The following is a 23,549-nucleotide window of genomic DNA, read 5'->3' as shown; positions in this document are numbered from 1 at the left end:
ATAGGTCACGTAAGGTTATCACGAAATGTGATCTTTGTTGCTTGTGTCACATGCGATTTGTGGTTTTTTTTGCAGCATGAGCCAATCTTGCTGTTTAAAACACGCATCTGTTAATTGATTGTAAATGGTTTGGCTAAATAAAAGGTTGTTTAACAGACTGAAAAAGCCACAACGCAGCCTAGGCTGCGTGTCAGTATCACTGCATTTCGAGCAACAAAGCGATGGATTCATATCGGCTTTGTTTCCTAAATCGATTCAGCGAACAAGGCCCTATCTAATTGCTTAATTTCAAAGTATATAGTGAGTTTCAGGCATGCCTAACCCCGTCAGTTTATTCAACGCCCTTATCATTGTGTTGGTTTCTTCCACCTGAGCGTTATAATTTCGCATGCATAACGTGCCACCTAGCAGTTGTTTTATCCTGTACATGGTGGTTTCTGAGATTGACCGTCGATGGTAGCCATACTGTTTTTTCCACTGTTTATTTGAACCATGAAGCTGTAGCCAACTGACCGCTAAGTTACGTGGATGCCCTTGTTCCCAGAGCGCTGCACCTTCTCTAGGCGGAATGAGTACTAACGCCTGTTTTCGACGAACGGCTTCGTGACAAGCTCTCGTGTCGTAAGCACCATCACCCGAGATATTGCGGATTTTTCGATGGGTTTGCTTAAGTAAATTTGGCATCACTTCAGCGTCTGTTACACCCGATAAACTAAGTTCTGCGGCAATAATTTCATGGCTATGTGTATCGACGGCAATGTGCAGTTTACGCCATACTCGGCGCTTGCCATCTGTGCCATGTTTTTTCACTTCCCACTCACCTTCGCCGTAAACCTTTAAGCCCGTTGAGTCGATAGCCAAGTGCTCAAGGGTGCCACGAGTCTTGGTTTTAAAAGCAATATTGACCGTTTTCGCACGTTTGCTGATGCAAGTGTAATGCGGGCACGAAAGCGGAATATCACTCAGTTTAAACACTGAGTAGATAAAGCCCCGCAGGGCTCGTAGTGGCATAGATAAAACACGTTTAACCATCAGCGCAGTGGTAATGGCTAAGTCACTAAACACGCGAGGGCGGCCTTTCTCTGGTTGCTCGACTTTGGCTTTCCACTTGGCGATAACGTCCTCATCAATCCAGAAGGTCAGCGAGCCACGATTGATTAGGGTTTGGTTGTATTGCTTCCAGTTGGTTGTTTTATAGCGAGGTTTTGGCACGGTTGATAGATGTGTTAATGAGCGATGCCGATCAGATCCGCCACCATCGCATTAGTTCAACTGATTTAGGAAACAAAGCCGGGCATTGCTCTCGATAAAGATGCTGATTTTGTGTTGTTAAACAATGATCTCGCTATTAATAAAGTTTGGGGCAAGGGGCAACTGTTAGTGGATAATGGGATTGCCGTTAAATTAGGTACCTTTGAGGTTTGCTAGGGCGTGTTGAGGTGATTCTTTGAGTCAGATTGATGCTTTAGAACGAAAAAATCCGAATATCATAGCTATTCGGATTTTTAATTTTCAGCCTAATCTTAGCAAGATTTGCATTGATACCAGCAGGATTATACGCCGCGATATTTCAATGACAGACCACGGATAAAGTTGCGCAGGATCTGATCGCCACAGGCCTTAAAGTTTTTATGATCTGGATTGCGAAATAGCGCGCTAAGCTCAGATTTTGACATTTGCACTTCAGCGAGCGCTAGGGTGGCCACAATATCTTCTTCACGCATTTCGAGGGCAACACGTAATTTTTTGAAGATTAAGTTGTTGTTTAATTTTGATACTGGTTTGGGGATTTCAGCACCTTCACGCAGACCACGTTTTTCGATGATTAGACCATCTAAAAACTGACATAGGGTGGTATCGTTACAGGCTTTATAACCTTCTTCCTCTTCTTTGCGCAGTAGGTTAATCATCTCTTCGGTGGAGACTTCTCTTCCAACTTTGGCAAAAATCTTAATCATTTTGGCATTGCTGAAATCGAATACGAAGCGCAAACGGCGCAAAATATCATTGTTTATCATGGTCATCTCTAGGCGCGGCTGCGCAGTCTGGTTTAAGAGCAGGTAGTATATACTCAAACAACCTGAAGATGCAGGATTCAGTGGTATTTGTGGTGTTAATCATTAATATCACGCTTATGTTCAAGATGTTCTAAGTCTTCACCCAATACCAGTAAACTTTCGCCCGTTGCTGTGGTGTAACGGGCTCCTGCGACAAAAAATGGATATTTCAGCAAGTTCACGCCAAGAATGACCCAAGCCAATTACCAACCAAATTCTGCGCCAGCGCGTGTGGATGACACTAAATGAGAAGCCTCAATCGCGGCGGCAGCCATTAACACGCCGGGCCCCATTGCTTGTATGCCAAGGGAGAGCTGTGCAGTCCAATTTATGGAGAGTGGTTTAACTTGATGACTAGCCATAGGTGCTGCGTGTTTCCTTATCCATTGGAAATGATATTGTTGATACTGAGCTATATAAGTACTTTAGTCGCAGTTTTATCTGTTAAGAATTGTATTTGGAGGTGAGTAGGGCTTCGATACGCTTTAAGCTTGCGGTCATTTCTACCAGTTGGGCGAGTAGCACATTATCGTTTGTGACGGGAAATGCCTCAGGTTGTGGGGGGAGGCCACTCAAGCGCTCTTTTTGCTCCAAAATCTGTGCTCTAAAACCTGGAGCATCGACTATGCCCACTAGGCTGATTAAGGAACCCGTTCCCGATTGCCCCGCCGTTTCGACAGTGAGTTTATGTAAGCCCATGAGCCTCATAATCGGACCTTGGATTAAGGCAATATCGGTGATCTTATCTAAGGGAACGGTATTTTCGGTGCGCGTTAATATGCCCCTACGCACGATAAGTTTTTTGCTGGTGAGACGCGCGCTCATATTGTTGATATAGCGGCGCGTTCCCCATAAGCCGAGAGGAAACCAGAGTAATAATAATGGGATACCAATAATACTTAGGCTGAAATAAGCCGCCCCAGAGAGCAACCAATACAGGCCTAAATTGGCCTCAAATTCCGCTTCATGAATGGTGTTATCTTGCATTTTTCCCCTAAGCCCTGTGTCCTGTTTGGGTTATCTTGAGAAAATACATTGTTTTTATTATTAACAAAATAGCAACGTCAGTGAAGTCGGGATTTTTGTATCTGACATTATTTGTAGCGGGTATTTTTGTCGTTATTTATACAAACGGACACTTACGCAGCAGAAACGCGAACCCAAGCCTAACTAAAGGGATTATTCTGGTAAGAGAGTATTTGTCAAATTCCCATAATCCAATCAATCGGTATTAGCAAAAATGGAAGCCATCGCTGCTGTAGCGCTATTTAGGGTGGGTCAATTAAAAACAAAAGGGCAGAAGTAAAACTTCTGCCCTTTTGATTAAGTTAGTTGGCGTTTATAGCTGAGTTGCCGCCCATTTAGCGCGACTTTCACGGCTCTCACTTAGTCCGTTTTGTTCGCGGTAAGCTTTATAGGCTTCTACGTTCAAATTGATTAGGCTGACATCCACTTCGAGCACGAGTTTGCATTCTTTTTTAATGCGCCATGCCGCGGTGTTATAAAGCTCTGTTAGTGGCAGAGAGCTTAAAAATTCAGGGTTATATTGGGTGTAAATCGCTTGGGTCGGATAAACCACAAAGGCTAAGTGACGCTTAGGCTCTTTTTTGAAGAGGGCTTCGATACCATCTGTGGTGTTAAGCACTTGCATCTCGATAATATCGTCGATGTCTAATAGCTTTTTTTGCGCCAGTTCAGGAGCTTGTGTTTCAGCATTTTCCCATGCCAACACTTCAGCTTCGCTGTGGTTGGTCAGTTGGCCTACTTGAGCCGCACTGAGGCTGAGTGATTGGCGTAAGTAGCTCATTTCGATGGCGTTCAAGCCAATATTTTTAGACATAATGCAGTTCTCAAATTGGTAAATATAAAGTCGGTAAACGTCAAATTAGTATTTGTTTTTTAACCAAATATCTTCGACCCATTCCCAGAAGGATTCCCAATAGGTATCGGTAAAGTCACCGTTTTGCCAAAAATGGACTTGGCCGTCTTGGTCGATGCAATAAAAGTCGTCGCCTAATTGGCAAATCGCAATTAAGTCCCTTGGCAGGCCGATTGACCAAGCGTAGCAAGTCACTTCAGGCAAATAGGTGTGTGAGTAAGGATCGGCCGCGGTGACAGGCTCAATCACGCCATAAATCACATCACTGGCATGGAGTAGGTATTCCTTTAATTCCCGTGGCAGTGGGATCAGAATTTGTTCCTCCACTTCCACTAATTGCTCGAATGTGGGTAACTCGAGTGGCACAGGTACAGTTTCGCTGCGTTCTTGGAGTTGCTCAATAATGTCGTGCATGGAATGTCCTTAAGGGTCGCCTTATGGCGCGGGATTATATAGGGAAACGAGGTTGGATGCGAGGGACGGGCAGTGGGCGCTTAAGTGGTGTTAGCCGAGATTAATCGCTTGGATATGTTGCTCGTTGGCAATGCTTATTAATTCAGTAAAAAAAGCGCTGGTATCTTTACAGAAAACCAGCGCAAAAGTGGAAGATGTGATGGGTTAAGCGACTGAGCTGTTTAGCAGGGTTCCTTCTGCAATGCGTTTATAGTTCAGCCATGCTTTGTGATACAGCTTATGGGACTCTTGGCGCAGTTTGGCAATTTGTGCGGTTTCAAATTCACTTAACTGACGATGTTGTTTAAGGGCATTGGCTTCAATTTGCTGCACTTGTTCATAGACCTTATGCTCAGGGCCGCTTTTGATGTCGGCAATTTCCTTAAGGTGTAATTGCACTTCGGCAATCATGCCGCTTTCAGGTAAACGTACCAGCAGGTTGAGATCGCGGTAACCCGAGGCTTTGGGTTCGGCGAAACGGTTCTTTAGTTTCACGACCTGCGTTTGCTCACTTAAGGTGTAATAGGCTTGCATTAACTCTGAAATACTATCAGCCACAATACTGGCACGGGCGAGATCGGTTATCTGACTCGCATCACCGTTAAATTTGCTAGCGACTTTTTCAGCAGCGCGTTGGTAACTTTTCACTTCAGGCAATATTGCGTGCGTCTGTGAGTGAGTTGTGATTTTTTGCAGTAAATTACCTAGTTCATGCTGCGCAGCGTGAGCACCTAAATATAAGTTATCTAAGCAGTTTGAGGATTGGCGTGGTGTGTCGAAGGTTTGACTGCTTAGCGCGTATAATCCATGTAGGTCATGGCTTTGTGCCTGTCTTGCGCTATAACTGCCACGTTCGGCGGTACTGTCATTGATGACTAAAGGATTGGCTACGCCAGTGCGGGTCGATAATAAGAGTAGAAAGATAAAAAAGGTACGAAATAACTTATTCATAACGGCCTACTTCCTTATGGGAGTGATACACATCACAGGGACACCATAGGCTGAAATGGCTTAATTAAAGCTGAATCAACGATGAAGACTTGTTCATGTTCGGCCCACATTTGTTTTTGCTAATAAAAATGGCGCTGCTAAAAAGTAGCGGCGCCATTATGTTGGTTAACTATTGCGTTGAGTTAACTATTGTCTTGAATTAATTTGGCATTACCAAATTTTTACGCGTTTTTCTGGCGCGATATACATAGCATCACCTGGTTTTACATCATAAGTTGTGTAGAACTCTGGCATGTTAGACAGTGCACCCAGTGCGCGGAACTCTGCGGGTGAGTGTGGATCTGTTGCTACACGGTTACGCAGGGCTTCTTCTTTGGCTTTTGCACGCCAAATTTGGGTAAAACCGATGAAGAAACGTTGATCGCCTGTCAGACCGTCGATAACCGGTGCTTCTTTACCATTGAGTGATTTTTTGTAAGCGCGGTAAGCGATAGTCACACCTGATAAGTCACCGATGTTTTCACCTAAGGTCAGGCTGCCGTTGACATGCAGATCGTCAAACACATAGTAGCCATCGTACTGAGCGATCAGTGCTTTACCACGGGCAGAGAACTCTTCTAAGTCTTTCGCTGTCCACCAGTCACGCATATTGCCTTCACCGTCGAACTTCGCACCTTGGTCGTCGAAACCATGGCCCATTTCGTGACCGATAACCGCACCGATACCACCGTAGTTCACGGCGTCATCTGCTGCCATATTAAAGAATGGTGGTTGCAGAATCGCGGCTGGGAACACGATTTCGTTCATGGTTGGGTTGTAGTAGGCGTTAACCGTTTGTGGCGTCATGTGCCATTCGTCTTTATCGATTGGTGCACCTAACTTAGCCAGCGATTTAGCGTGTTCTACTTGGCCTGCGCGTACCGCGTTACCAATTAAATCATCGGCTTTGATGGTCAGCTTGCTGTAATCTTCCCACTTGTTTGGATAACCAATTTTGGGATTGAATTTTGCTAACTTTTCCGCCGCAGCTTGTTTAGTCGTCTCGCTCATCCAAGTGAGATCTTTGATACTGTCGCCGTAAGCACCGCGCAGGTTTTCAACCAGGGCTTGCATGCGTTCTTTGGCCTCTGGAGCGAAGTGACGTTTCACATACACTTTACCAACAACTTCACCCAATACACCGTTGACTGCAGCTACACCGCGCTTCCAACGTGGCTCTTGTTCTTCTTGACCATTGAGGGTTTTAGAGAAGAAGGCAAAGTTTTCGTTGTCAAACTCTTCACTCAAGTTGCTTGCCGCATGGGTCAGCACTTGCCATTGCATGTAAGTTTTCCACGTGGCGAGATCGGTGGTTTTAAGCACTTCGTTCAGGCCTTGGATATAACTTGGCTGGTTAACGATAATATCGGTTTGCTTGTCTGCGCCCAGCACAGTCAAATAACCCGTCCAGTCGATATCTGGCGCTAAGCTTGGCAGATCTTTGACTTGATACAGGTTGTAGGTTTTAGTGCTATCGCGGGTTTCAACCACATCCCAATGTTTAGCGGCAATGGCGGTTTCAAGGGCGAGGATAGACTCTGCGCTAGCTTTTGGATTGGCGAGTCCCGCTAGCGTGAACATTTTTTCGATATGAGCTAAGTACGCTTTGCGGATATTAACGAAACGTTCTGACTTGTTAAAGTAGTAGTCTTTTTCTGGCAGGCTCAGGCCGTATTGATACAGGTGGGTCGCGTAACGGCTAGAGTTTTTCGCATCGATATCGATGTAGAAAGCCATTGGCGTACCCGCACCCATGATTTGGCTGTGGGCGAAGTATTTAACCAGTTCGTTTTTATCTTTTAAGGCGTTGATGGCATCAAACTCGCCTTTCAGTGGCGTCACGCCCAGTTTGTTTAATGTGGCAGTGTCCATAAATGAACGGTAAAGATCGGCCACTTTTTGCTCGTCGGTGCCTTCGACCAGGTTTGGCGTTGCAGCGACTTCTTCGATAATTGCTTTGACATCGTCCCGTGATTTTTCACGCAGATCGTAGAAAGCACCAATGCTAGTGCGATCGGCAGGGATTTCGGACTTTTTCAACCAAGCGCCGTTAACATATTTATAGAAATCATCCTGCGGACGAACTGATTTGTCGAAGTTTTCAAATTCGATACCAGAACCCAATGCTTTAGTGACAGCGGCAGCAGTGGCGGTTTTTGCGGTTTCTGGAGCGTTAACTTCTGCTGTTTTGTCATTACAGGCAGTAAGGCCTGCGATGAGTGAGGCACACAGTCCCCCAATGAGTACTTTTCTCATGTCGTTTCCTTTGAGTTTGTTATTGTGCCCATATCTGGGGCTATTTGGGTTCTAAATGGGATTGCTTCAGGCGCAACGCAACGTATGTTAATGCTTTACTGGGAGTCTAAACAAGGTGGTTACACTTTTTAAGGCGGATTTATTATCTAGCAGTTGTAACTAAAAATTACCATAACGTAAATTGGTCTAAAAAGCGGCAAACATACCGTATGCAAGCTTTGCCAAGTTAGTAGGTACTTAGTTTGTATATAACAATTGGATGATGTCGTTTTAGTTTGGGCTTTGTCCTTTTGGTGATTGGGGCCATAATACGGCAGTTTTTATTTATTGAAGTTGGGTCATCCTGTGCGTTTAGACAAATTTATTTGCGAAAGTACCTCGCTGACACGTTCCTTGGCTAAAAAAGCGATGCACCGTGGCGATATCACCTGTGATGGTATTGTGATTAAAGACGCTGGCTTTAAAGTGCTGGAAGGCATGCAAGTATGCCTCGACGGTGAGCAAATCTCCCTTGTCGGAGAGCGTTACCTTATGCTGAACAAACCTGTGGACACCATTTGCTCGAGCATAGATGAAGTCTACCCTTCAGTATTGAGCCTGCTGGATATTGAAAAGCCTGAAACATTACATATTGCCGGCCGTTTAGATGCTGATACTACAGGTTTAGTGCTGATCACCAGCGATGGTCAATGGTCGCATCGGATCACTTCTCCTAAAAAAGATTGTGGCAAGCGGTATTTAGTGACGTTGGCAGAACCTGTAGATGAGAGTTTAATTGCCATGTTTGCCGCCGGGGTGGCACTGAAAAACGAAGATGCCCTCACGAAACCCGCGATGCTTGAAATCATCGAGCCACAATTGGTGCGTTTAACCATTACCGAAGGGAAGTATCATCAAGTGAAGCGGATGTTTGCCGCCGTGGGTAATCATGTGGTTGGCTTACATCGTGAAAGTATTGGGAAAATTGAACTCGACTCAGATCTCGCCTTAGGTGAGTGGCGTTATCTGACAGCTGAGGAAATCGCTTCAATTTAATGCTATGTGTGTAAAAAAATGCCGCTTAATAAGAGCGGCATTTTTGTATTGGATGTTTACGATAGCGAATGACTATTGCTTTTTAAGGATCAGATTACCGCTAATAGTGTCCATTTTTACACTGGCGCTACCTGAGCCGGTTTGGAAGCTTAGAGATTCATTTTGCACGTATTTTTGTTTTTGTGGCATATCTTGACTCAAGCCATTTTTGATTTTGCCACTAGGGCCGCCATTGAGCTCGAAGCTGGCATCGGGCGTATCTGTAAAGCTCACCATCATATCGCCACTCACGCTTTCAAGATTGGCTTTATCAAACGTTTTTGCTAGCGACACTTGGGTATCGCCGCTGACGGTACGTACATTAACCTCTTTGGCGGTTTTAAAGTCGCCTTTCACTTCCCCTGAAACCTGCTCAACCTTGACTTTGTCGGCTAAGGTTTGGCTGTTGAGATCGCCGCTCACTAAGCGATATTTGATTTCGCCTTTACTGTCAGCATCTTTAATCTCGCCAGACACAGTATCTAACATCACTTTGCCTGTTAATCCTTTAGTGATGATATTGCCTGAGACAGTGTGCAGCGTTGGGCTGCCTCCCAGATTGTCAGCAGTAATATTGCCGCTGACAGTATTGAGCTCAAGTTCGCCTTGAGTCTGACTCATTTGCAGATTGGCAGAAACCGTATCAGCACTGAGCTTAACGGTCTTAGGCACCTTAATGGTGAGTTTTGAGCCGTTGTTGTCACTGCCGTTATAGTGGCGGGGCATTTTATCTTCAATATTTAGATTGTTACCTTTTTGCTCGAAGACAAAACCTTCACTCAGCTCATCGAGCGTCCCTGTGACGCTGACTTCATTTTTATCCCAGCTCTGGATTTGTACTTCGCCCCGTTGGACTTTGATTTGCAATAGGGTATCTGTGCCAATGCTCATTTGCTTATCCACACTTTCAGCGGCGAATGCATTGCCCATTAAGCCAAGATAAAGCGTTGATACTAAGAGACTGGTTTTCTTGAGGGTAAAATGACTCATATGCTATTTCCTTGTGTTGAGTTTTGAATCGAAAGTTTTTGGCTTTGTTTGAGTAAATCGAGTTCACGTTGCTGCACCCAAAGCCAGAGTTGCCATAGTTGTTTATCTGTCGGATTGGCCTGAAGTGCTTGAAAAATCTGCTCACCAGCCTGACGTAACTCCACTAATCCTTGTTCTAATGGCGCACTAAAACGGCTGGTTTGCCAGACGACTGTCGCAGGTGTTTGCGTTAAGTTAGCAACTTGAGTCTGATGGGTTTGTGCGATTTGACTGAGCAAGGTTTGGAGTGCGTGTTCATTACTCGTCTGTTGGCTGGCTATTTGCTCAGCTTGCTCAGAGCCACTCAATAACGCTTTTTCTGGATTGAGATGATTGAAACCGAAAAACATTGCTAGCACGACTGTCGCAGCAATTGCCCATTGCGCACCTTGCTTTGGCCTTGTTTGGGCTGGAGCAAAAGTAAACTGCAATGGCTTATCCATACGTTTTTCAATAGCTTGCCAAAGATCCTGCTCTGGCGCTAATTCTTTGGGGGCATTAGCAATCAATTGCTGGAGCGTTGTTTCGCGGGGAGCGGATGATAAGGACATTACAGCATCTCCTGTAGTAATTGCTTGGCTCTGTGGTATTGGGTCTTACTGGTACCTACGGCAATACCGAGCAATTGGGCAATTTCTTCGTGTTGATAACCTTCAATGGCACAGAGCACAAACACAATGCGCGCCCGCTCTGGCAGTTTGAGGATCAATTTGTCTAGCCCTTGATAGTTTTCGTCTGAGCTTGGGTGTTCAGCATCGCTTTCCATAGGAATAAAGCGCGCCCAAAAGGATTTTTGCTTACGAATAAAACTCAGTGCTTGGTTTACACAAAGCGTGTGTAGCCAAGTCGAAAACTGACTTTCTCCCTTAAATTGCGGTAATTTTTGCCAGACCAAAATAAAGCACTCTTGGGTAATTTCTTCCGCCTGCGAGGCTTGGCCGCAAAGCCGCAACGATAAGGCATACACCTTTTTATGATGGTTTAAATACAGTTGCTTAAATGCGGCTCGATTACCTTGGCTTGCTAAGGTGACGAGATCAAATTCTGACATCGCTTTATCGAGTGGGAGTCTCCCTGCCGTCACTGTATTTTCCTGTCATGTGGTGAATATGTACTGATTAGACGCGTTGAAAGGCTAAAAAGGTTTGTATCGAATAAAAAAATATTATTCACAGCGAAAGATATTGAGTCAATCATCACAAGATTGTAGTAAAATTAATGATGGTTGTTACCGTTAAGCTTATGAACTTATTAATTTTATACCAAGTGGTATTCTGTGAGATAACTCACTGAGCGTGAAATGGCAGACTATACTTTGAGGGCTTGACTCGTTATGGGCATTCAACGGAAATAGGCGAATTTAGGAGTATTGGGTAGCGTATAAACAATAAAATGAAAAGATGAACTTTTTATGTCAAGGCAATATTTACGGTAAAAGACGTGACTCCCAACTATCTTTTTAAGAGACGTTATTTATTAGGGGCTTTTTATGTTAATCCGCTCGAAATTGTTACTCAGTGCTGCCGTATCCGTAACGGCTGTGATTGCCATGTTTGGATTGCAACTTTATACAAATTCGGTTGAGTCGGAACTCTCCCATGCGGCACAAACCGTGCTTGAACTCGAGCGTGATGTGTTGTTGCTGCGTAAAAATGAAAAGGATTTTTTTGGTCGTAAAGACATTCAATATGTTGAAAAACATAAACAAACTCATGTTCAAATAGATGACATGATCCCGAGGCTTGAGAGTATTTTTAAAAAATACGATGTACCCGTTGCTTCCCTCGAAAGTTTTGATCGTAATCTAAACCAATACCAAGTCGCATTTAATGAAGTTGTTCAACTACAACAAGAAATAGGATTAACGCCTAAAACAGGCCTTTATGGCACCCTAAGAACCGCGGTACACAATATCGAATCCATGCTTAAGGAATATGATCAATTATCCTTACAAGTTGCCATGCTACAGCTTAGACGCAATGAAAAAGATTTTATGTTGCGCCGCGAAATGAGCTATGTAGAGACTTTTGACAGCAATATTGCTGTGTTTAATACCAGTCTAAGATCGTCAAGTTTAGATTTCGATACGCAAAATAAAATTGCCGCCTTGATAGACCAATATCAAAAGGATTTTAAAAGCCTTGTCAGTAAAGAACAGCAACTGGGATTAGATGAAAAGCAAGGCACGATGGCGCAATTAGTCGCGGCCAATCGATTAACTGAATCTAGCGCCGACGAACTGCATAACCTTGCCTTAAAAGCGATTGATGAGACTGAGAATAGTAGTCGGAATATTGGGATTACTGTCTTTCTGATCATTGCATTAATCCTAGGCATAATTACTTACCTGATTATCCGCAGCATTATCACTCCAGTAGAGCGTATTACTCAGGTGATTTCTCGTATCGAAGTGAGTAAAGACTTAACCCTAAGGTGTGATGCGTCAACGCAAGATGAGTTAGGTGAAATAGCACAGCATTTCAATAGCATGGTTGGAAGTTTTCAGCAGCTTATCGAGCAAGTCATTGAATCTGTTGCTACGATTAACACTTCAAGTAAGAGCGTTTCACAAAATGCAATGCTTGCTTCAGAGGGCGTGGCGCAACAACTCAACGAAACCGATATGGTGGCTACTGCGATTACTGAAATGGGAGCAACCATTGATGAAATTGCTAAAACTACGGAACTTGCTGCCCTTAAGGCGGGTAAAACCCATGATAACGCTCAGTTAGGTCAAAGTGAGGTTGAACAGACGATTCTTAAAATCAGGCAGTTGTCAGAACAAATCAATACGAGTGCCTCTGTGGTTGATGAGCTCGAGCGTGATAGCGAAACCATTGGTAGTGTGTTAGATGTAATCCGTGGCATTGCAGAGCAAACCAATCTGCTGGCGCTTAATGCTGCGATTGAAGCGGCGCGAGCTGGTGAACAGGGACGAGGCTTTGCGGTGGTTGCTGACGAGGTACGTAGTCTTGCTATGCGCACTCAGTCATCAACCCAGGAAATTGCCAATATTATTCAGACATTACAAAGCCGAACTCGCGCGATTGTGCAGCTAATGGATGCGAGCCAAAAACAAGGAGCAGAAAGCGCGGAGCAAGCAGCCGCTGCTGGTGAGTTACTAAAACTTATCAATAATGACGTGCGTAATATTATGGATATGAGCACTCAGATTGCCGCTGCGATTGAAGAGCAAAGTATGGTGGCTGCTGAAGTGAATAAGAACGTCGTTGTTATCCGTGATATTGCAGAGGATTCGTCTCGAGCGGCAGATGCCAATGCTTCAGCATCAGATGAATTAAGAACTCGCGCCGAATATCTTGTGAGCGCAGTAAGCCACTTTAAAATCTAATATTTGCGCTAACAACAATCAGCTCCAACAAAAAACGCACCTTAAGGTGCGTTTTTTTATGCAAGCGCCGTAATTAGTGGCTGAACATTGCAGAGATAGATTCTTCGTTGCTTACGCGGCGAATGGCTTCTGCCAATACAGCCGACATAGTCAGTTGAGTCACTTTCGCCACTTTAAGCATTTCAGGGCTTAAAGGTACTGTATCAGTGACGATCACTTCATCGATTACTGAGTTGGTGATATTTTCAGCCGCTTTGCCAGAGAATACTGGGTGCGTTGCGTAAGCAAATACGCGGTTTGCACCATGCTCTTTCAAGGCTTCAGCTGCTTTACACAGAGTGCCACCTGTGTCGATCATATCGTCAACGATAATGCAGTCACGACCTTGTACGTCACCGATAATGTGCATGACTTGCGCAACGTTTGCCTGTGGACGACGTTTGTCGATAATCGCCAGATCAGAGTCGTCTAACAGTTTTGCCACTGCGCGAGCACGAACAACACCACCAATATCAGGAGAGACAACCACTGGGTTATCTAACTTCTTCGCTAACATGTCTTCTAACAGTACTGGGCTGCCGAATACGTTGTCTACAGGAACGTCGAAGAAGCCTTGAATTTGCTCAGCGTGTAAATCACAGGTCAAAACGCGGTCAACACCGACGCTAGACAGGAAGTCAGCAACCACTTTCGCAGTAATAGGTACACGTGCGCTACGGACGCGACGGTCTTGGCGGGCATAACCAAAGTAAGGAATAACAGCAGTGATACGACCAGCTGAAGCGCGGCGTAGCGCATCAACCATCACAATCAGTTCCATTAGATTATCGTTGGTCGGCGCGCAGGTGGATTGGATGATAAACACATCGGCACCACGTACATTTTCGTTGATTTGGACACTGATTTCACCATCGCTGAAACGACCAACCACTGCGTCTCCGAGTTTACAAAATAGACGATCGGCTATCTTCTTAGCGAGACTGGGGGTGGCGTTCCCAGCAAAGAGCTTGATGTCGGGCACTGTATGAACCTCAGGCGTTTGCTTTATATTTTAGTGGCTAGAGCAACGACGATGCGGGGACGGGAGCGAACCCGTGGGCTATCGTGAAAAAGTTGCTCTAGAAGAAAGTAGTTTATGGACGATTGAGTCGCACTATTAGCGGCGAAATATTCATCCCTTTTGCAACAAATCCTTGCATATCAGACGGTAATTTCGCCAAGGCTGCGAGAGCTTGCTGCTGCGACGAAAACTCCCCAAACACGCATGCGCCCGTTCCGGTCATTCTCGACGGCGCATATTCTAGCAGCCAGCCTAAGGCCTTGGCAACTTGAGGGTATTTAGAAACCACCAGTTCTTGGCAATCATTTGCCCAGGGTTGGCTCAGTAAAGTATCGAGGCCAAGCTTAGGTGTATTACGGGGGAGCAGTGGATCTTGGAACACGGCTGCGGTGGAAACATGGGCATCAGGCGCAATGACTAAATACCATAATTCAGCCGGATTAACCGCCTGTAAACGCTCACCCACCCCCTGTGCAAATGCGGCGAAACCATGAATAAAAACAGGGATATCGGCACCGAGTTTTAATCCAATCGCCGCTAGTTCATCATGGGATAATTGGGTGTTCCATAACCGATTTAAGGCCACGAGCGTGGTGGCCGCATCCGATGAGCCACCGCCCAAACCGCCGCCCATGGGCAGACGTTTATCGAGCCAGATTTCAGCGCCACCGTTAAAGCCAGTGGCTTGTTGTAATGATTTTGCGGCTCTCAGAATTAAGTTATCGCTATCCGCGACAACCGCCGACATCGTCGAATGCAAAATGAGTTCAGGCGTATCAGTTACGCGAAAGTCGAGTTGATCGCAACAATCAACAAACTGAAACAGGGTTTGCAATTCATGATAGCCATCGCTACGGCGTCCGTTAATATGCAAAAACAGATTGAGTTTGGCGGGCGCAGGCCAATTACGTGAAATCTCTTGGGACATGCTAAGGTTTTTCTCCGAGCAGTATTGAGGGTTTACCTAAGGCTTGCCATTGATTAAGTTGCAGCTTGAGCTGTAAATCACCGCGTTCGAGCGTTAATTGATAAGGCACCTTGGCGCCACTTTGGGATTGCCAGCTTAAAAATGTGACCAACCAAGGCGGTGGCGTTTGCATATTTTGCAGTTGCTTCGCCTGACCTGCGCTATCAACGGCGATGACGCGATCTAAACTGCCGATTTGCCCTGTGATCCACAGGGGTAAATCGTTAATCGGGATGGACCAGCCACTGACGCGCTCAAGCAAGGCTTGAGCGTTAGTATCGCGAAAATCTTTGCCATCGATATGTAGATGAGCCGAGTTAGGTGTCGCTTCCAAGGTTAATACTGTGGTACCTAACATCGTTGTGAGGGTGAGTTCGTCCCGCTCCTCACTGTGGCGCCAATAGAGATTGGCACTTAGCTTATCTTCAGGAGTACGGATGGCAAGCTTGCCCTGTAACTCCCACGCCTTGGCTTGGGCTGCATTATCGACCGTGATAGGGCTGAGATCTGTCATTGGCGGCAGTGTTTCACAGCCGCCTAAAAACAATAGGCCGCTCAAGGCGATACAAGAGAAAATGGATTTTGTGAAGCGCTTCAAATTATTCATCTATAACTGATATACCAAAGTCCTTATGATACGAGGGCTTGGAAAGAATACCAATGCCATTTGTAAAATTTCCATTGGCGGTCACTTGGGATAACTTCAGTCGTGCTTATCGGTAATTGTCTATCATTGATAGAAAATTTAGGTAAGAAGTTAGACCTTTATTCGGTTTTGTTAAGCGTATTCTGTTTTTAGTTGGGCCAATTCAGTAGAATGCCCTTATTAAGAGAGACGCCAAGAATCTAGAAAAGAGTCAGATGAGCCTTGTAGCAATCGGTATTAACCATAAAACAGCCACGGTAGACCTGCGTGAGAAAGTCGCCTTCTCTCCGGACAAAATTCATGATGCCATGAAGAGTCTGGCCAGTCGTACACGCTCGGGTGAAGCCGTTATCGTCTCGACCTGCAATCGCACTGAATTGTATTGTAACAATGGCGATGAGACCGATATCATTGAATGGCTTGAAGAATATCATGGCCTAGAACATCAAGATGTCGCGCCTTGCCTCTACAATTATCACGGGCAAGAGGCGGTAAGGCATTTGATGCGCGTCGCTTCAGGTCTTGACTCGTTGATCCTTGGTGAGCCGCAGATTCTTGGTCAAGTTAAACAAGCCTTTGTCAAAGCCAAAGAAGCCGGCACAGTTGCCTTAACCATTGACCGCTTGTTCCAAAATACCTTCTCAGTTGCTAAAAAAGTGCGTACCGAAACCGAAATCGGTGCCGCTGCTGTATCGGTCGCCTTTGCGGCTGTCAGCATGGCAAAACATATCTTCTCTTCACTGTCGACAACCAAGGTGCTGTTAATTGGTGCTGGTGAAACGATTGAGCTAGTGGCAAAGCATCTAAAAGATAACGGCGTCGCCTCAATGGTGGTGGCAAACCGTACTTTAGAGCGTGCCCAAAGCATGTGTGAGGAATTTAATGCCACGGCAATTACACTGGCACAGATACCAGATTTTCTCCCTAAAGCCGATATCGTGATATCCTCTACCGCCAGCCCGCTGCCAATCCTTGGTAAAGGCATGGTAGAAAAAGCGCTAAAGCAGCGTCGCCATCAACCTATGTTATTGGTTGATATAGCAGTTCCTCGGGATATTGAGCCAGAAGTCGCCGATTTGGACGATGCGTTTCTGTATACAGTGGACGACCTGCATAGCATTATTGAACAGAATAAGGCTTCCCGTAAGGAGGCCGCCGAGCAAGCTGAATTAATTACTGAAGAACAATCTCATCTATTTATGGAGTGGGTGCGTTCTTTAGAGTCGGTCGATAGTATTCGCGAGTATCGCAGCCAGAGCATGGCGATAAAGGATGAGTTGGTGGAACGCGCCCTGAATAAATTAGCGCAGGGGGGCGACACTGAGCAGGTATTGGTTGAATTAGCCAATCGTCTGACCAATAGACTCATTCACGCACCTACCCAAGCCCTCACGGTGGCCAGCCGTCAGGGGGATTTGAATACATTAGGTCAGTTAAGAACAGCGCTCGGATTAGATAAAAACTAAGGTTAGCGAGTTAAATGAAGGAATCCGTTATCCGCAAGCTGGAAGGCTTGCTCGAGCGCAACGAAGAAGTCTTAGCTTTGCTTGGCGATGCGTCGGTTATCGCCGATCAGGATCGTTTTCGTGCGTTATCCAAAGAATATTCCCAGTTAGAAGAAGTGGTTGCAGGCTTTAAAGCCTACCAGCAAGCACAGGCTGATCTCGAATCTGCCAAGGAAATGCTGGAAGAAGATGACGCCGAAATGCGCGAAATGGCGCAGGAAGAAATCAAGGCCGCTAAAGTAGAGCTTGAGCGTCTCGAAGCCGAGCTGCAAATTCTGTTACTGCCAAAAGATCCTAACGACGACACCAACGCCTTTATCGAAATTCGCGCCGGTGCGGGTGGTGACGAAGCGGCGATCTTTGCCGGCGACTTATTCCGTATGTATAGCCGTTATGCTGAAGCCAACCGTTGGCAGCTCGAGATTATGAGTTCAAACGAAGGTGAACACGGCGGCTTTAAAGAAATCATTGTTAAAGTCAGTGGTGAAGGTGCCTACGGTAAACTCAAATTTGAATCCGGTGGTCACCGCGTTCAACGTGTGCCTGAAACTGAATCCCAAGGTCGTGTACACACTTCTGCTGTGACTGTGGTAGTGATGCATGAAGTACCTGAAGCGGAAGCGATTTCCATAAATCCTGCCGATCTGAAGGTTGATACTTTCCGCTCATCGGGCGCGGGTGGTCAGCACGTTAACAAAACTGATTCTGCGATTCGTATTACCCATATTCCGACAGGGATTGTGGTGGAATGCCAAGATCAACGCTCGCAACATAAAAACCGCGCCCAAGCGATGAGCGTGTTAGCGGCGCGTATCCAAGCCGTTGAAGATGAAAAACGCCGCAGCGCCGAAGAGTCAACTCGCCGTAGTCTGGTGGCTAGTGGTGACCGCTCTGAACGTGTGCGTACCTACAACTTCCCGCAGGGTCGCGTGAGTGAACACCGTATCAACTTAACCTTATATCGCTTGAACGAAGTGATGGAAGGGGACTTAGACGCGATTTTAGGACCACTGATGCAAGAGCATCAGGCAGATTTGTTGGCCGCACTTGCTGACGAGCAGGGGTAATTTTGGCTGATCAATCCTGTATCGCCGAGGCCCTGCAATGGGCCTATGTCCAGTTAGCCGCAAGCTCTGAATCCGCACATTTGGATGCAGAGGTTTTATTGTTGTATTGCCTCAATAAAAATCGTGCTTATCTGTACACTTGGCCTGAAAAAGCCTTGAGCGTAGAACAGTGGAAGCGCTTTCAGCAAATGGTGCAACGGCGCCAGCAAGGCGTGCCGGTGGCTCACATTGTTGGCGAGCGTGAGTTTTGGTCACTGCCCTTTATTGTGAATGACACGACCTTGATCCCACGGCCAGATACCGAGATCTTAGTCGAATCTGCTTTAAACTTACCCCTTGAGAGCAATGCAAAAGTGCTCGACTTGGGTACGGGAACTGGTGCAATTGCACTGGCGTTGGCTTCTGAACGCGCCGCATGGCAAATTACCGCGGTGGATAAAGTGGAAGATGCGGTTGCGCTGGCCAAAGCAAACCGGACTAACCTTAAGCTTGAGCAGGTGGAGATCCTCCAAAGTGACTGGTTTAGTGCAGTTACGTCCCATGACTTTGATTTAATTGTTTCCAATCCTCCCTATATCGATGAGGCCGATGAGCATTTGCATCAAGGTGATGTACGTTTTGAGCCACAAAGTGCGCTTACCGCGGCCGATGAAGGCTTTGCCGATCTTTACTATATCGCTAAAACCGCTCGGGATTATTTAAAACCTAACGGTTACATTCTGCTGGAACATGGTTTTGAGCAGGCGGTAAAACTGAGGGCAAAACTTATCGAATTGGGTTATCAAAATGTCGCCACGGTGCGGGATTTTGGCAGTAATGACAGATGCACTATGGGTAAGTGGATGGGATTAATTGGAATCTAATATTTAATCCAATCCTGCTGAGTACCCAAAGAAACGCCATTGACTTCCATCAATGGCGTTTTTGTTTATGCATCTGCTGAGATTGTTAGCCTTCGCTTAGCCCACAACGAAAGGTCTTAAACACCGCATTCAACTTTCGCCAGAAGCTAGAGCACCTTCACCATAAAGAATTTACTGCCGATTTCGGGGTAGGCTTGCTGCACCCATTGCACCTGATAACCATGGCGTTCATAAAAAGGTTTGGCCTGAAAATCTAAGGTGTCGAGTAGGGCAAATTGGCAGCCGCGTTGTTTGGCCTTGCTTTCGGCCTCGCGTAATAAGCGTGAGCCGATGTGTTGTTGGCGTAATGCTTCATCCACCCACAAATAGTCGATCAATAGCCAATTGCCAAAGGTTTTGCCGCTTAAGCCCGCGAGCAAGTTACCGTCATCATCCTGTAATTTTAAACCAAGATTTTGGCGTTTCAGCGTTTGCCAGTGTGCCTGATTAAATTCGATGATTTTTTGTTTTACCGTGTCGGCAAATTCGATGGACTCATCGGCAATTATCATTAAATTCATTGTGGTTTCCTGCAAAGTGAGGGATGGGTTTTCGTCAGCGAATCTCGCGTCTTAGGCATTGGTCTGACGATATGATTAGGGTAAACTAGCGCCTTTGTCACTGGCCATAAGTATCACAATGGAAACTTTTTACAGTCTTTATCCTGCTGTTAAGCACTTGCACTTAACCTTAATTGCCGTGAGTGTGCTGTTTTTTGTCGTTCGGTTTGTGTTGCATTTACGTCAGTCAGCACTGATGGGCAAGAAGGTATTCAAAGTCGCGCCCCACGTGATTGACACTTTCTTGCTGCTTTCAGGCTTAGTGCTGTGCTTTATGATCAAGCAATATCCTTTTGTGGATCCTTGGTTGACCGAAAAGATCGGTGCTGTCGTTGCCTATATTGCCTTGGGTGTCATTGCGATAAAAGCCAACAGAAACAAACTGTTCAAAGTATTCGCCTTCCTCGGCGCTATAGGTTGGTTAGTCTACGCCGCCAAATTGGCGCATTTTAAACAAGCGGTATTATTGGGTTAATGGGTAAATACACTCTGCAAGATGGCATTTCATTGCCCGAGTCGGCATTGGATGTAGGTGCTCACCTTGGCTTTTCAAACCTCGAAGCGGCGAAATGGGCTTGGTTTGAATTAGCGGGAGCCGTATTAAGTCATTATCTGGTGGATCAACAACAACGCTTAACAGCATTGTTTCGTTGGTTTTATCTGGATTTGGGGTTCTGTGTTCGCGAAAATTACTTCAGTACTGAAGCGGCGGACTTAGGTACTTGTCTTATCACTAAACAGGGCAATAGCACCACGCTGGCGACGGTTTTGATGTTATTGGCTAAGCAGCTTGATTTAGAGCTAGAAGCGCTGTTATTACCAGGTAATACCGTACTTCGCAGTAAAATTGCTGGGGTTGTGCGTTATCACGATCCATTGACAGGAAAGGAACTGACTAAGCATCAGCTCCATGTCTTAGTACGTGGTGAACTCGGTAACGCGGCGGAACTTAAGCCGAGTTACTTAAAAGCGGCATCGGTAAAGAAGTTGATTTCACGCATGCTGCACGAGATTAAGGCGGGTTGCATTGTTTCCCATCAATTTGAGGCGGCGATGGAATGTTGTAACTTGTTACTTCAGTGGCATCCCGATGATGTGCACTTAAATCGTGAACGCGCCTTTATCGCTCAGCAGCTTGGATGCATTAATGTTGCAGCGGCCGATCTGCAACATTTTGTCGATAACAGTCCACACGATCCTGTTATCGAAATCGTTAAGATGCAGCTTAAAGAACTGAGTGAGCACGCTGAAATCTATCATTAACCTTTAAAGGAGAGCCTATCCGGCTCTCCTTGTTTATCATAAAAATAATCATAAATGGCGAATGGACATTTGCCTATTAACTGCAAAATGCAGACATCAACATAAATACAATAACAACTGTACCAAACAGGGAGAACACACATGGCAAGCACGGCATTAGTCACCAATGACGCGGTGGCGCTGGGAATATTAGCGACAATTCTGGGATTTGTGTTTTATACCAGTAGTAGCAGTCATCCATTTTGGCAAAAGTTTTACCGTTTTATTCCTGCGTTATTGCTCTGCTATTTCTTGCCTTCGTTGTTAAACACCTTTGGGGTGATCGATGGCGATACATCACAGCTTTATCAGGTGGCCTCTCGTTATTTATTACCCGCTTGTTTGGTGTTGTTGATTTTAAGTGTGGATTTAAAAGCGATCTTAGGACTCGGGCCTAAGGCGGTGATTATGTTTTTAACCGGAACCATAGGTATTGTAATTGGTGGCCCAATTGCGCTGCTGACAGTGTCATTTATCGAACCATCATTGATAGGTGTTGACGGCCCTGATGCAGTGTGGCGCGGCATGACAACGCTTGCGGGCAGCTGGATTGGCGGTGGTGCTAACCAAGCGGCGATGAAAGAAATTTATGAAGTCGGTGGCAATATCTTCTCCGTCATGGTGACAGTCGATGTGATTGTGGCCAATATTTGGATGGCGGTGTTGTTGTTTTTGGCGTCTAAAGCCAAAGAAATTGATGCAAAAACAGGTGCAGATACAACAGCTATCGATACCTTAAAGAATAAAGTGGAGCAGTATCACGCTGAAAATGCACGCATTCCGAGTTTACGTGACCTGATGTTGATCGTGGCTGTTGGCTTTGGTATCACAGGCGTAGCTCATATTGCTGCCGATTTTCTCGGCCCGTATTTTGAAGCCAACTATCCTTGGACTGAAGATTACAGTTTTACCTCGAAGTTCTTCTGGTTAGTGGTAATAGTGACAACCATAGGCTTAGCGATGTCGTTCAGTCCTATGCGTCATTTAGAGGCCGCGGGCGCATCTAAGGTTGCATCGGCGTTCTTATACATTCTAGTGGCAACCATAGGTTTACATATGGATGTAAGTAAAGTCCTTGATACCCCAATATATTTTTTAGTGGGTATTATTTGGATGATAGTACACGCTAGCTTTATGTTCTTGATTGCTAAGTTAATTAAAGCACCATTGTTTTATATGGCAGTAGGCAGTCAGGCCAACGTTGGCGGCGCGGCATCGGCGCCCGTTGTGGCTGCCGCGTTCCACCCTGCTTTGGCTCCGGTTGGGGTATTGTTAGCTGTATTTGGTTATGTGTTAGGAACGTATATGGCTTGGATTTGTGGCCAAATTTTACAGCTAGTTGCGGTATAGCCGCTCTAGTGCCAATATCAGTTTACCGCTAGACAGAGTCTAGCATTTGAGAGAGATGTTGCGATGAGTAATAAAATCATAAAGTTAGGGTCAATCGAAATTGCAAACGATAAACCTTTTGTGCTATTTGGTGGCATGAATGTGCTTGAATCTCGCGATCTGGCGATGTCGATTGCTGAAACCTATGCTGAAGTGACCCAGAAACTAGGCATCCCCTATGTTTTCAAGGCATCATTCGATAAGGCGAATCGCTCTTCTGTTAACTCTTACCGTGGCCCAGGTATGGAAGAAGGCTTAAAGATTTTTGAAGAAATCAAAAAGACCTTTAACCTGCCATTGATCACCGATGTGCATGAGACTTACCAATGTGCACCTGTAGCTGAAGTGGTTGATATTATCCAGTTGCCAGCTTTTTTAGCCCGTCAAACAGACTTAGTTGTCGCTATGGCGAAAACTGGCGCTATCATCAATGTGAAAAAACCACAGTTTTTAGCACCCCACGAAATGCGTCATATCATCACGAAATTTAACGAAGCGGGTAATGATGAGATTATCCTCTGTGAACGTGGTTCATGCTTTGGTTACAATAACTTAGTCGTGGATATGCTGGGTATGGATGAGATGAAACAATCGGGTTACCCAGTGATTTTCGACGCAACCCACGCATTGCAACGTCCTGGTGGCCGTGCCGATTCTGCGGGCGGTCGTCGTGCTCAAGCGACTGAACTAGCCCGTAGTGGTATGGCGTTAGGTTTAGCGGGTCTGTTTATTGAGGCTCACCCCGATCCTGATAATGCTAAGTGTGATGGCCCCTGTGCGTTACCACTTCACCAATTAGAGAATTATCTCAAGCAGATGAAGGCAATTGATGATTTAGTCAAATCCTTCGAGCCAATTGATACCAGCAAATAAAAAAGGGAGGTTAAATTAACCTCTCAAAAATAGCAGGGGAGCTTTTGAAGTCAGGTAATAAATTTATCGCCAATATATGGTGAATAAAGCTTGATATACCGTGAGAGGCCATATCATAGCCTCTCACTGGTCTTACATTACTTAATCTCTATTCGGGTTAAGTGATGGATACATGCAATCAACACAGC

At 45.5% G+C, this 23,549-nt stretch carries 23 protein-coding genes and 1 pseudogene; 9 read left to right on the top strand and 15 right to left on the bottom strand.

What is annotated here, in order from left to right; genetic code table 11:
• Positions 1-288: 288 nt before the first annotated feature.
• The 8 genes and pseudogenes from SO_RS17940 to SO_RS17905 all read right to left on the bottom strand — a co-directional run bounded on the left by SO_RS17940 (position 289) and on the right by SO_RS17905 (position 7,635).
• A complete protein-coding gene (locus tag SO_RS17940) occupies positions 289-1,212 on the bottom strand; it encodes an IS5 family transposase (protein WP_011073613.1) in 924 nt (307 codons plus the stop codon).
• A gap of 341 nt (positions 1,213-1,553) precedes the next feature.
• Positions 1,554-2,018, bottom strand: coding sequence for a YehS family protein (locus SO_RS17935; RefSeq protein ID WP_037422212.1), 465 nt, complete (start codon positions 2,016-2,018; stop codon positions 1,554-1,556).
• 149 nt (positions 2,019-2,167) lie between these two features.
• Positions 2,168-2,419, bottom strand: a pseudogene (locus SO_RS17930) (divalent metal cation transporter); the annotation flags it as partial.
• Between the two features lie 82 nt (positions 2,420-2,501).
• A complete protein-coding gene (locus SO_RS17925; protein ID WP_011073611.1) occupies positions 2,502-3,044 on the bottom strand; it encodes a PH domain-containing protein in 543 nt (180 codons plus the stop codon).
• A 352-nt stretch (positions 3,045-3,396) separates the two neighbouring features.
• Positions 3,397-3,897 (bottom strand): DUF4447 family protein, encoded by a 501-nt coding sequence (locus SO_RS17920; protein WP_011073610.1) that lies wholly within the window; start codon positions 3,895-3,897, stop codon positions 3,397-3,399.
• A 45-nt stretch (positions 3,898-3,942) separates the two neighbouring features.
• Complete coding sequence (locus tag SO_RS17915; protein ID WP_011073609.1) at positions 3,943-4,350, bottom strand: SMI1/KNR4 family protein; 408 nt, start codon at positions 4,348-4,350, stop codon at positions 3,943-3,945.
• A gap of 204 nt (positions 4,351-4,554) precedes the next feature.
• Entirely contained in the window at positions 4,555-5,340 is a 786-nt protein-coding gene (locus SO_RS17910; protein WP_011073608.1) for a RelA/SpoT domain-containing protein, read from the bottom strand.
• A gap of 210 nt (positions 5,341-5,550) precedes the next feature.
• Positions 5,551-7,635 (bottom strand): M13 family metallopeptidase, encoded by a 2,085-nt coding sequence (locus SO_RS17905; RefSeq protein ID WP_011073607.1) that lies wholly within the window; start codon positions 7,633-7,635, stop codon positions 5,551-5,553.
• A gap of 345 nt (positions 7,636-7,980) precedes the next feature.
• Here SO_RS17905 and rsuA point away from each other — a divergent pair, with 345 nt between their 5' ends.
• Entirely contained in the window at positions 7,981-8,670 is a 690-nt protein-coding gene (gene rsuA / locus SO_RS17900) for a 16S rRNA pseudouridine(516) synthase RsuA (protein WP_011073606.1), read from the top strand.
• A gap of 72 nt (positions 8,671-8,742) precedes the next feature.
• Here rsuA and SO_RS17895 read toward each other — a convergent pair whose 3' ends face one another.
• From SO_RS17895 to SO_RS17885, 3 genes are read right to left on the bottom strand one after another with little or no spacing between them, the layout of a single operon-like run.
• Positions 8,743-9,699, bottom strand: coding sequence for a DUF4097 family beta strand repeat-containing protein (locus SO_RS17895; RefSeq protein WP_011073605.1), 957 nt, complete (start codon positions 9,697-9,699; stop codon positions 8,743-8,745).
• Positions 9,696-10,289, bottom strand: a complete 594-nt coding sequence (locus SO_RS17890) for an anti-sigma factor (protein ID WP_011073604.1) — start codon at positions 10,287-10,289, stop codon at positions 9,696-9,698. The genes SO_RS17895 and SO_RS17890 overlap by 4 nt, the downstream gene beginning before the upstream one ends.
• Positions 10,289-10,822: an RNA polymerase sigma factor gene (locus tag SO_RS17885; protein WP_011073603.1), complete on the bottom strand. Its 534-nt coding sequence runs from the start codon at positions 10,820-10,822 to the stop codon at positions 10,289-10,291. Before SO_RS17885 ends, SO_RS17890 begins: the two co-directional genes overlap by 1 nt.
• A 405-nt stretch (positions 10,823-11,227) precedes the next feature.
• On the opposite strand from SO_RS17885, the gene SO_RS17880 reads away from it, so the two are divergent.
• Positions 11,228-13,090, top strand: a complete 1,863-nt coding sequence (locus SO_RS17880) for a methyl-accepting chemotaxis protein (protein ID WP_011073602.1) — start codon at positions 11,228-11,230, stop codon at positions 13,088-13,090.
• A gap of 73 nt (positions 13,091-13,163) precedes the next feature.
• Here SO_RS17880 and SO_RS17875 read toward each other — a convergent pair whose 3' ends face one another.
• The 3 genes from SO_RS17875 to lolB form a co-directional block, all read right to left on the bottom strand.
• On the bottom strand, positions 13,164-14,111 hold the full coding sequence (locus SO_RS17875) for a ribose-phosphate pyrophosphokinase (protein WP_011073601.1): 948 nt from the start codon (positions 14,109-14,111) through the stop codon (positions 13,164-13,166).
• 112 nt (positions 14,112-14,223) lie between these two features.
• Positions 14,224-15,078, bottom strand: a complete 855-nt coding sequence (gene ispE, locus SO_RS17870; protein ID WP_011073600.1) for a 4-(cytidine 5'-diphospho)-2-C-methyl-D-erythritol kinase — start codon at positions 15,076-15,078, stop codon at positions 14,224-14,226.
• A 1-nt stretch (position 15,079) separates the two neighbouring features.
• The gene (lolB, locus tag SO_RS17865; protein ID WP_011073599.1) at positions 15,080-15,724 is read right to left on the bottom strand and encodes a lipoprotein insertase outer membrane protein LolB; all 645 of its coding nucleotides are present in this window, start codon (positions 15,722-15,724) and stop codon (positions 15,080-15,082) included.
• A gap of 254 nt (positions 15,725-15,978) precedes the next feature.
• On the opposite strand from lolB, the gene hemA reads away from it, so the two are divergent.
• Genes hemA through prmC form a run of 3 tightly spaced genes read left to right on the top strand, consistent with a single transcriptional unit; the run spans position 15,979 to position 19,198 of the window.
• Entirely contained in the window at positions 15,979-17,229 is a 1,251-nt protein-coding gene (hemA, locus tag SO_RS17860) for a glutamyl-tRNA reductase (protein ID WP_011073598.1), read from the top strand.
• Between the two features lie 14 nt (positions 17,230-17,243).
• A complete protein-coding gene (gene prfA / locus SO_RS17855) occupies positions 17,244-18,335 on the top strand; it encodes a peptide chain release factor 1 (protein WP_011073597.1) in 1,092 nt (363 codons plus the stop codon).
• Positions 18,336-18,337: 2 nt separating this feature from the next.
• Positions 18,338-19,198, top strand: coding sequence for a peptide chain release factor N(5)-glutamine methyltransferase (gene prmC / locus SO_RS17850; protein WP_011073596.1), 861 nt, complete (start codon positions 18,338-18,340; stop codon positions 19,196-19,198).
• A gap of 146 nt (positions 19,199-19,344) precedes the next feature.
• Here prmC and SO_RS17845 read toward each other — a convergent pair whose 3' ends face one another.
• The gene (locus SO_RS17845) at positions 19,345-19,758 is read right to left on the bottom strand and encodes a GNAT family N-acetyltransferase (protein WP_011073595.1); all 414 of its coding nucleotides are present in this window, start codon (positions 19,756-19,758) and stop codon (positions 19,345-19,347) included.
• 118 nt (positions 19,759-19,876) lie between these two features.
• Between SO_RS17845 and SO_RS17840 the strand changes: the two genes are divergently transcribed.
• The 4 genes from SO_RS17840 to kdsA all read left to right on the top strand — a co-directional run bounded on the left by SO_RS17840 (position 19,877) and on the right by kdsA (position 23,361).
• Positions 19,877-20,272: a SirB2 family protein gene (locus tag SO_RS17840; RefSeq protein ID WP_011073594.1), complete on the top strand. Its 396-nt coding sequence runs from the start codon at positions 19,877-19,879 to the stop codon at positions 20,270-20,272.
• Entirely contained in the window at positions 20,272-21,060 is a 789-nt protein-coding gene (locus SO_RS17835) for a transglutaminase family protein (RefSeq protein WP_011073593.1), read from the top strand. The genes SO_RS17840 and SO_RS17835 overlap by 1 nt, the downstream gene beginning before the upstream one ends.
• Before the next feature lie 141 nt (positions 21,061-21,201).
• Positions 21,202-22,449 (top strand): DUF819 family protein, encoded by a 1,248-nt coding sequence (locus SO_RS17830; RefSeq protein ID WP_011073592.1) that lies wholly within the window; start codon positions 21,202-21,204, stop codon positions 22,447-22,449.
• A gap of 63 nt (positions 22,450-22,512) precedes the next feature.
• Positions 22,513-23,361, top strand: coding sequence for a 3-deoxy-8-phosphooctulonate synthase (gene kdsA, locus SO_RS17825; protein WP_011073591.1), 849 nt, complete (start codon positions 22,513-22,515; stop codon positions 23,359-23,361).
• The last annotated feature ends 188 nt before the right edge of the window (positions 23,362-23,549 follow it).

This window comes from Shewanella oneidensis MR-1, assembly GCF_000146165.2.
Classification (GTDB): Bacteria; Pseudomonadota; Gammaproteobacteria; order Enterobacterales; family Shewanellaceae; genus Shewanella; species Shewanella oneidensis.
The sequence above is the reverse complement of the archived record's forward strand: the minus strand, read 5'-3'. Positions and strand labels throughout refer to the sequence as shown.

Bases quoted from the DNA above. Each gene is read 5' to 3' on its own strand.
- SO_RS17905 (WP_011073607.1), bottom strand. From the start codon at position 7,635: ATGAGAAAAGTACTCATTGGGGGACTGTGTGCCTCACTCATCGCAGGC.
- SO_RS17830 (WP_011073592.1), top strand. From the start codon at position 21,202: ATGGCAAGCACGGCATTAGTCACCAATGACGCGGTGGCGCTGGGAATA.
- SO_RS17845 (WP_011073595.1), bottom strand. From the start codon at position 19,758: ATGAATTTAATGATAATTGCCGATGAGTCCATCGAATTTGCCGACACG.
- ispE (WP_011073600.1), bottom strand. From the start codon at position 15,078: ATGTCCCAAGAGATTTCACGTAATTGGCCTGCGCCCGCCAAACTCAAT.
- hemA (WP_011073598.1), top strand. From the start codon at position 15,979: ATGAGCCTTGTAGCAATCGGTATTAACCATAAAACAGCCACGGTAGAC.
- kdsA (WP_011073591.1), top strand. From the start codon at position 22,513: ATGAGTAATAAAATCATAAAGTTAGGGTCAATCGAAATTGCAAACGAT.
- SO_RS17910 (WP_011073608.1), bottom strand. From the start codon at position 5,340: ATGAATAAGTTATTTCGTACCTTTTTTATCTTTCTACTCTTATTATCG.
- SO_RS17915 (WP_011073609.1), bottom strand. From the start codon at position 4,350: ATGCACGACATTATTGAGCAACTCCAAGAACGCAGCGAAACTGTACCT.
- SO_RS17935 (WP_037422212.1), bottom strand. From the start codon at position 2,018: ATGATAAACAATGATATTTTGCGCCGTTTGCGCTTCGTATTCGATTTC.
- SO_RS17840 (WP_011073594.1), top strand. From the start codon at position 19,877: ATGGAAACTTTTTACAGTCTTTATCCTGCTGTTAAGCACTTGCACTTA.
- SO_RS17890 (WP_011073604.1), bottom strand. From the start codon at position 10,289: ATGTCCTTATCATCCGCTCCCCGCGAAACAACGCTCCAGCAATTGATT.
- prfA (WP_011073597.1), top strand. From the start codon at position 17,244: ATGAAGGAATCCGTTATCCGCAAGCTGGAAGGCTTGCTCGAGCGCAAC.
- SO_RS17835 (WP_011073593.1), top strand. From the start codon at position 20,272: ATGGGTAAATACACTCTGCAAGATGGCATTTCATTGCCCGAGTCGGCA.
- lolB (WP_011073599.1), bottom strand. From the start codon at position 15,724: ATGAATAATTTGAAGCGCTTCACAAAATCCATTTTCTCTTGTATCGCC.
- SO_RS17880 (WP_011073602.1), top strand. From the start codon at position 11,228: ATGTTAATCCGCTCGAAATTGTTACTCAGTGCTGCCGTATCCGTAACG.
- SO_RS17925 (WP_011073611.1), bottom strand. From the start codon at position 3,044: ATGCAAGATAACACCATTCATGAAGCGGAATTTGAGGCCAATTTAGGC.
- SO_RS17895 (WP_011073605.1), bottom strand. From the start codon at position 9,699: ATGAGTCATTTTACCCTCAAGAAAACCAGTCTCTTAGTATCAACGCTT.
- SO_RS17920 (WP_011073610.1), bottom strand. From the start codon at position 3,897: ATGTCTAAAAATATTGGCTTGAACGCCATCGAAATGAGCTACTTACGC.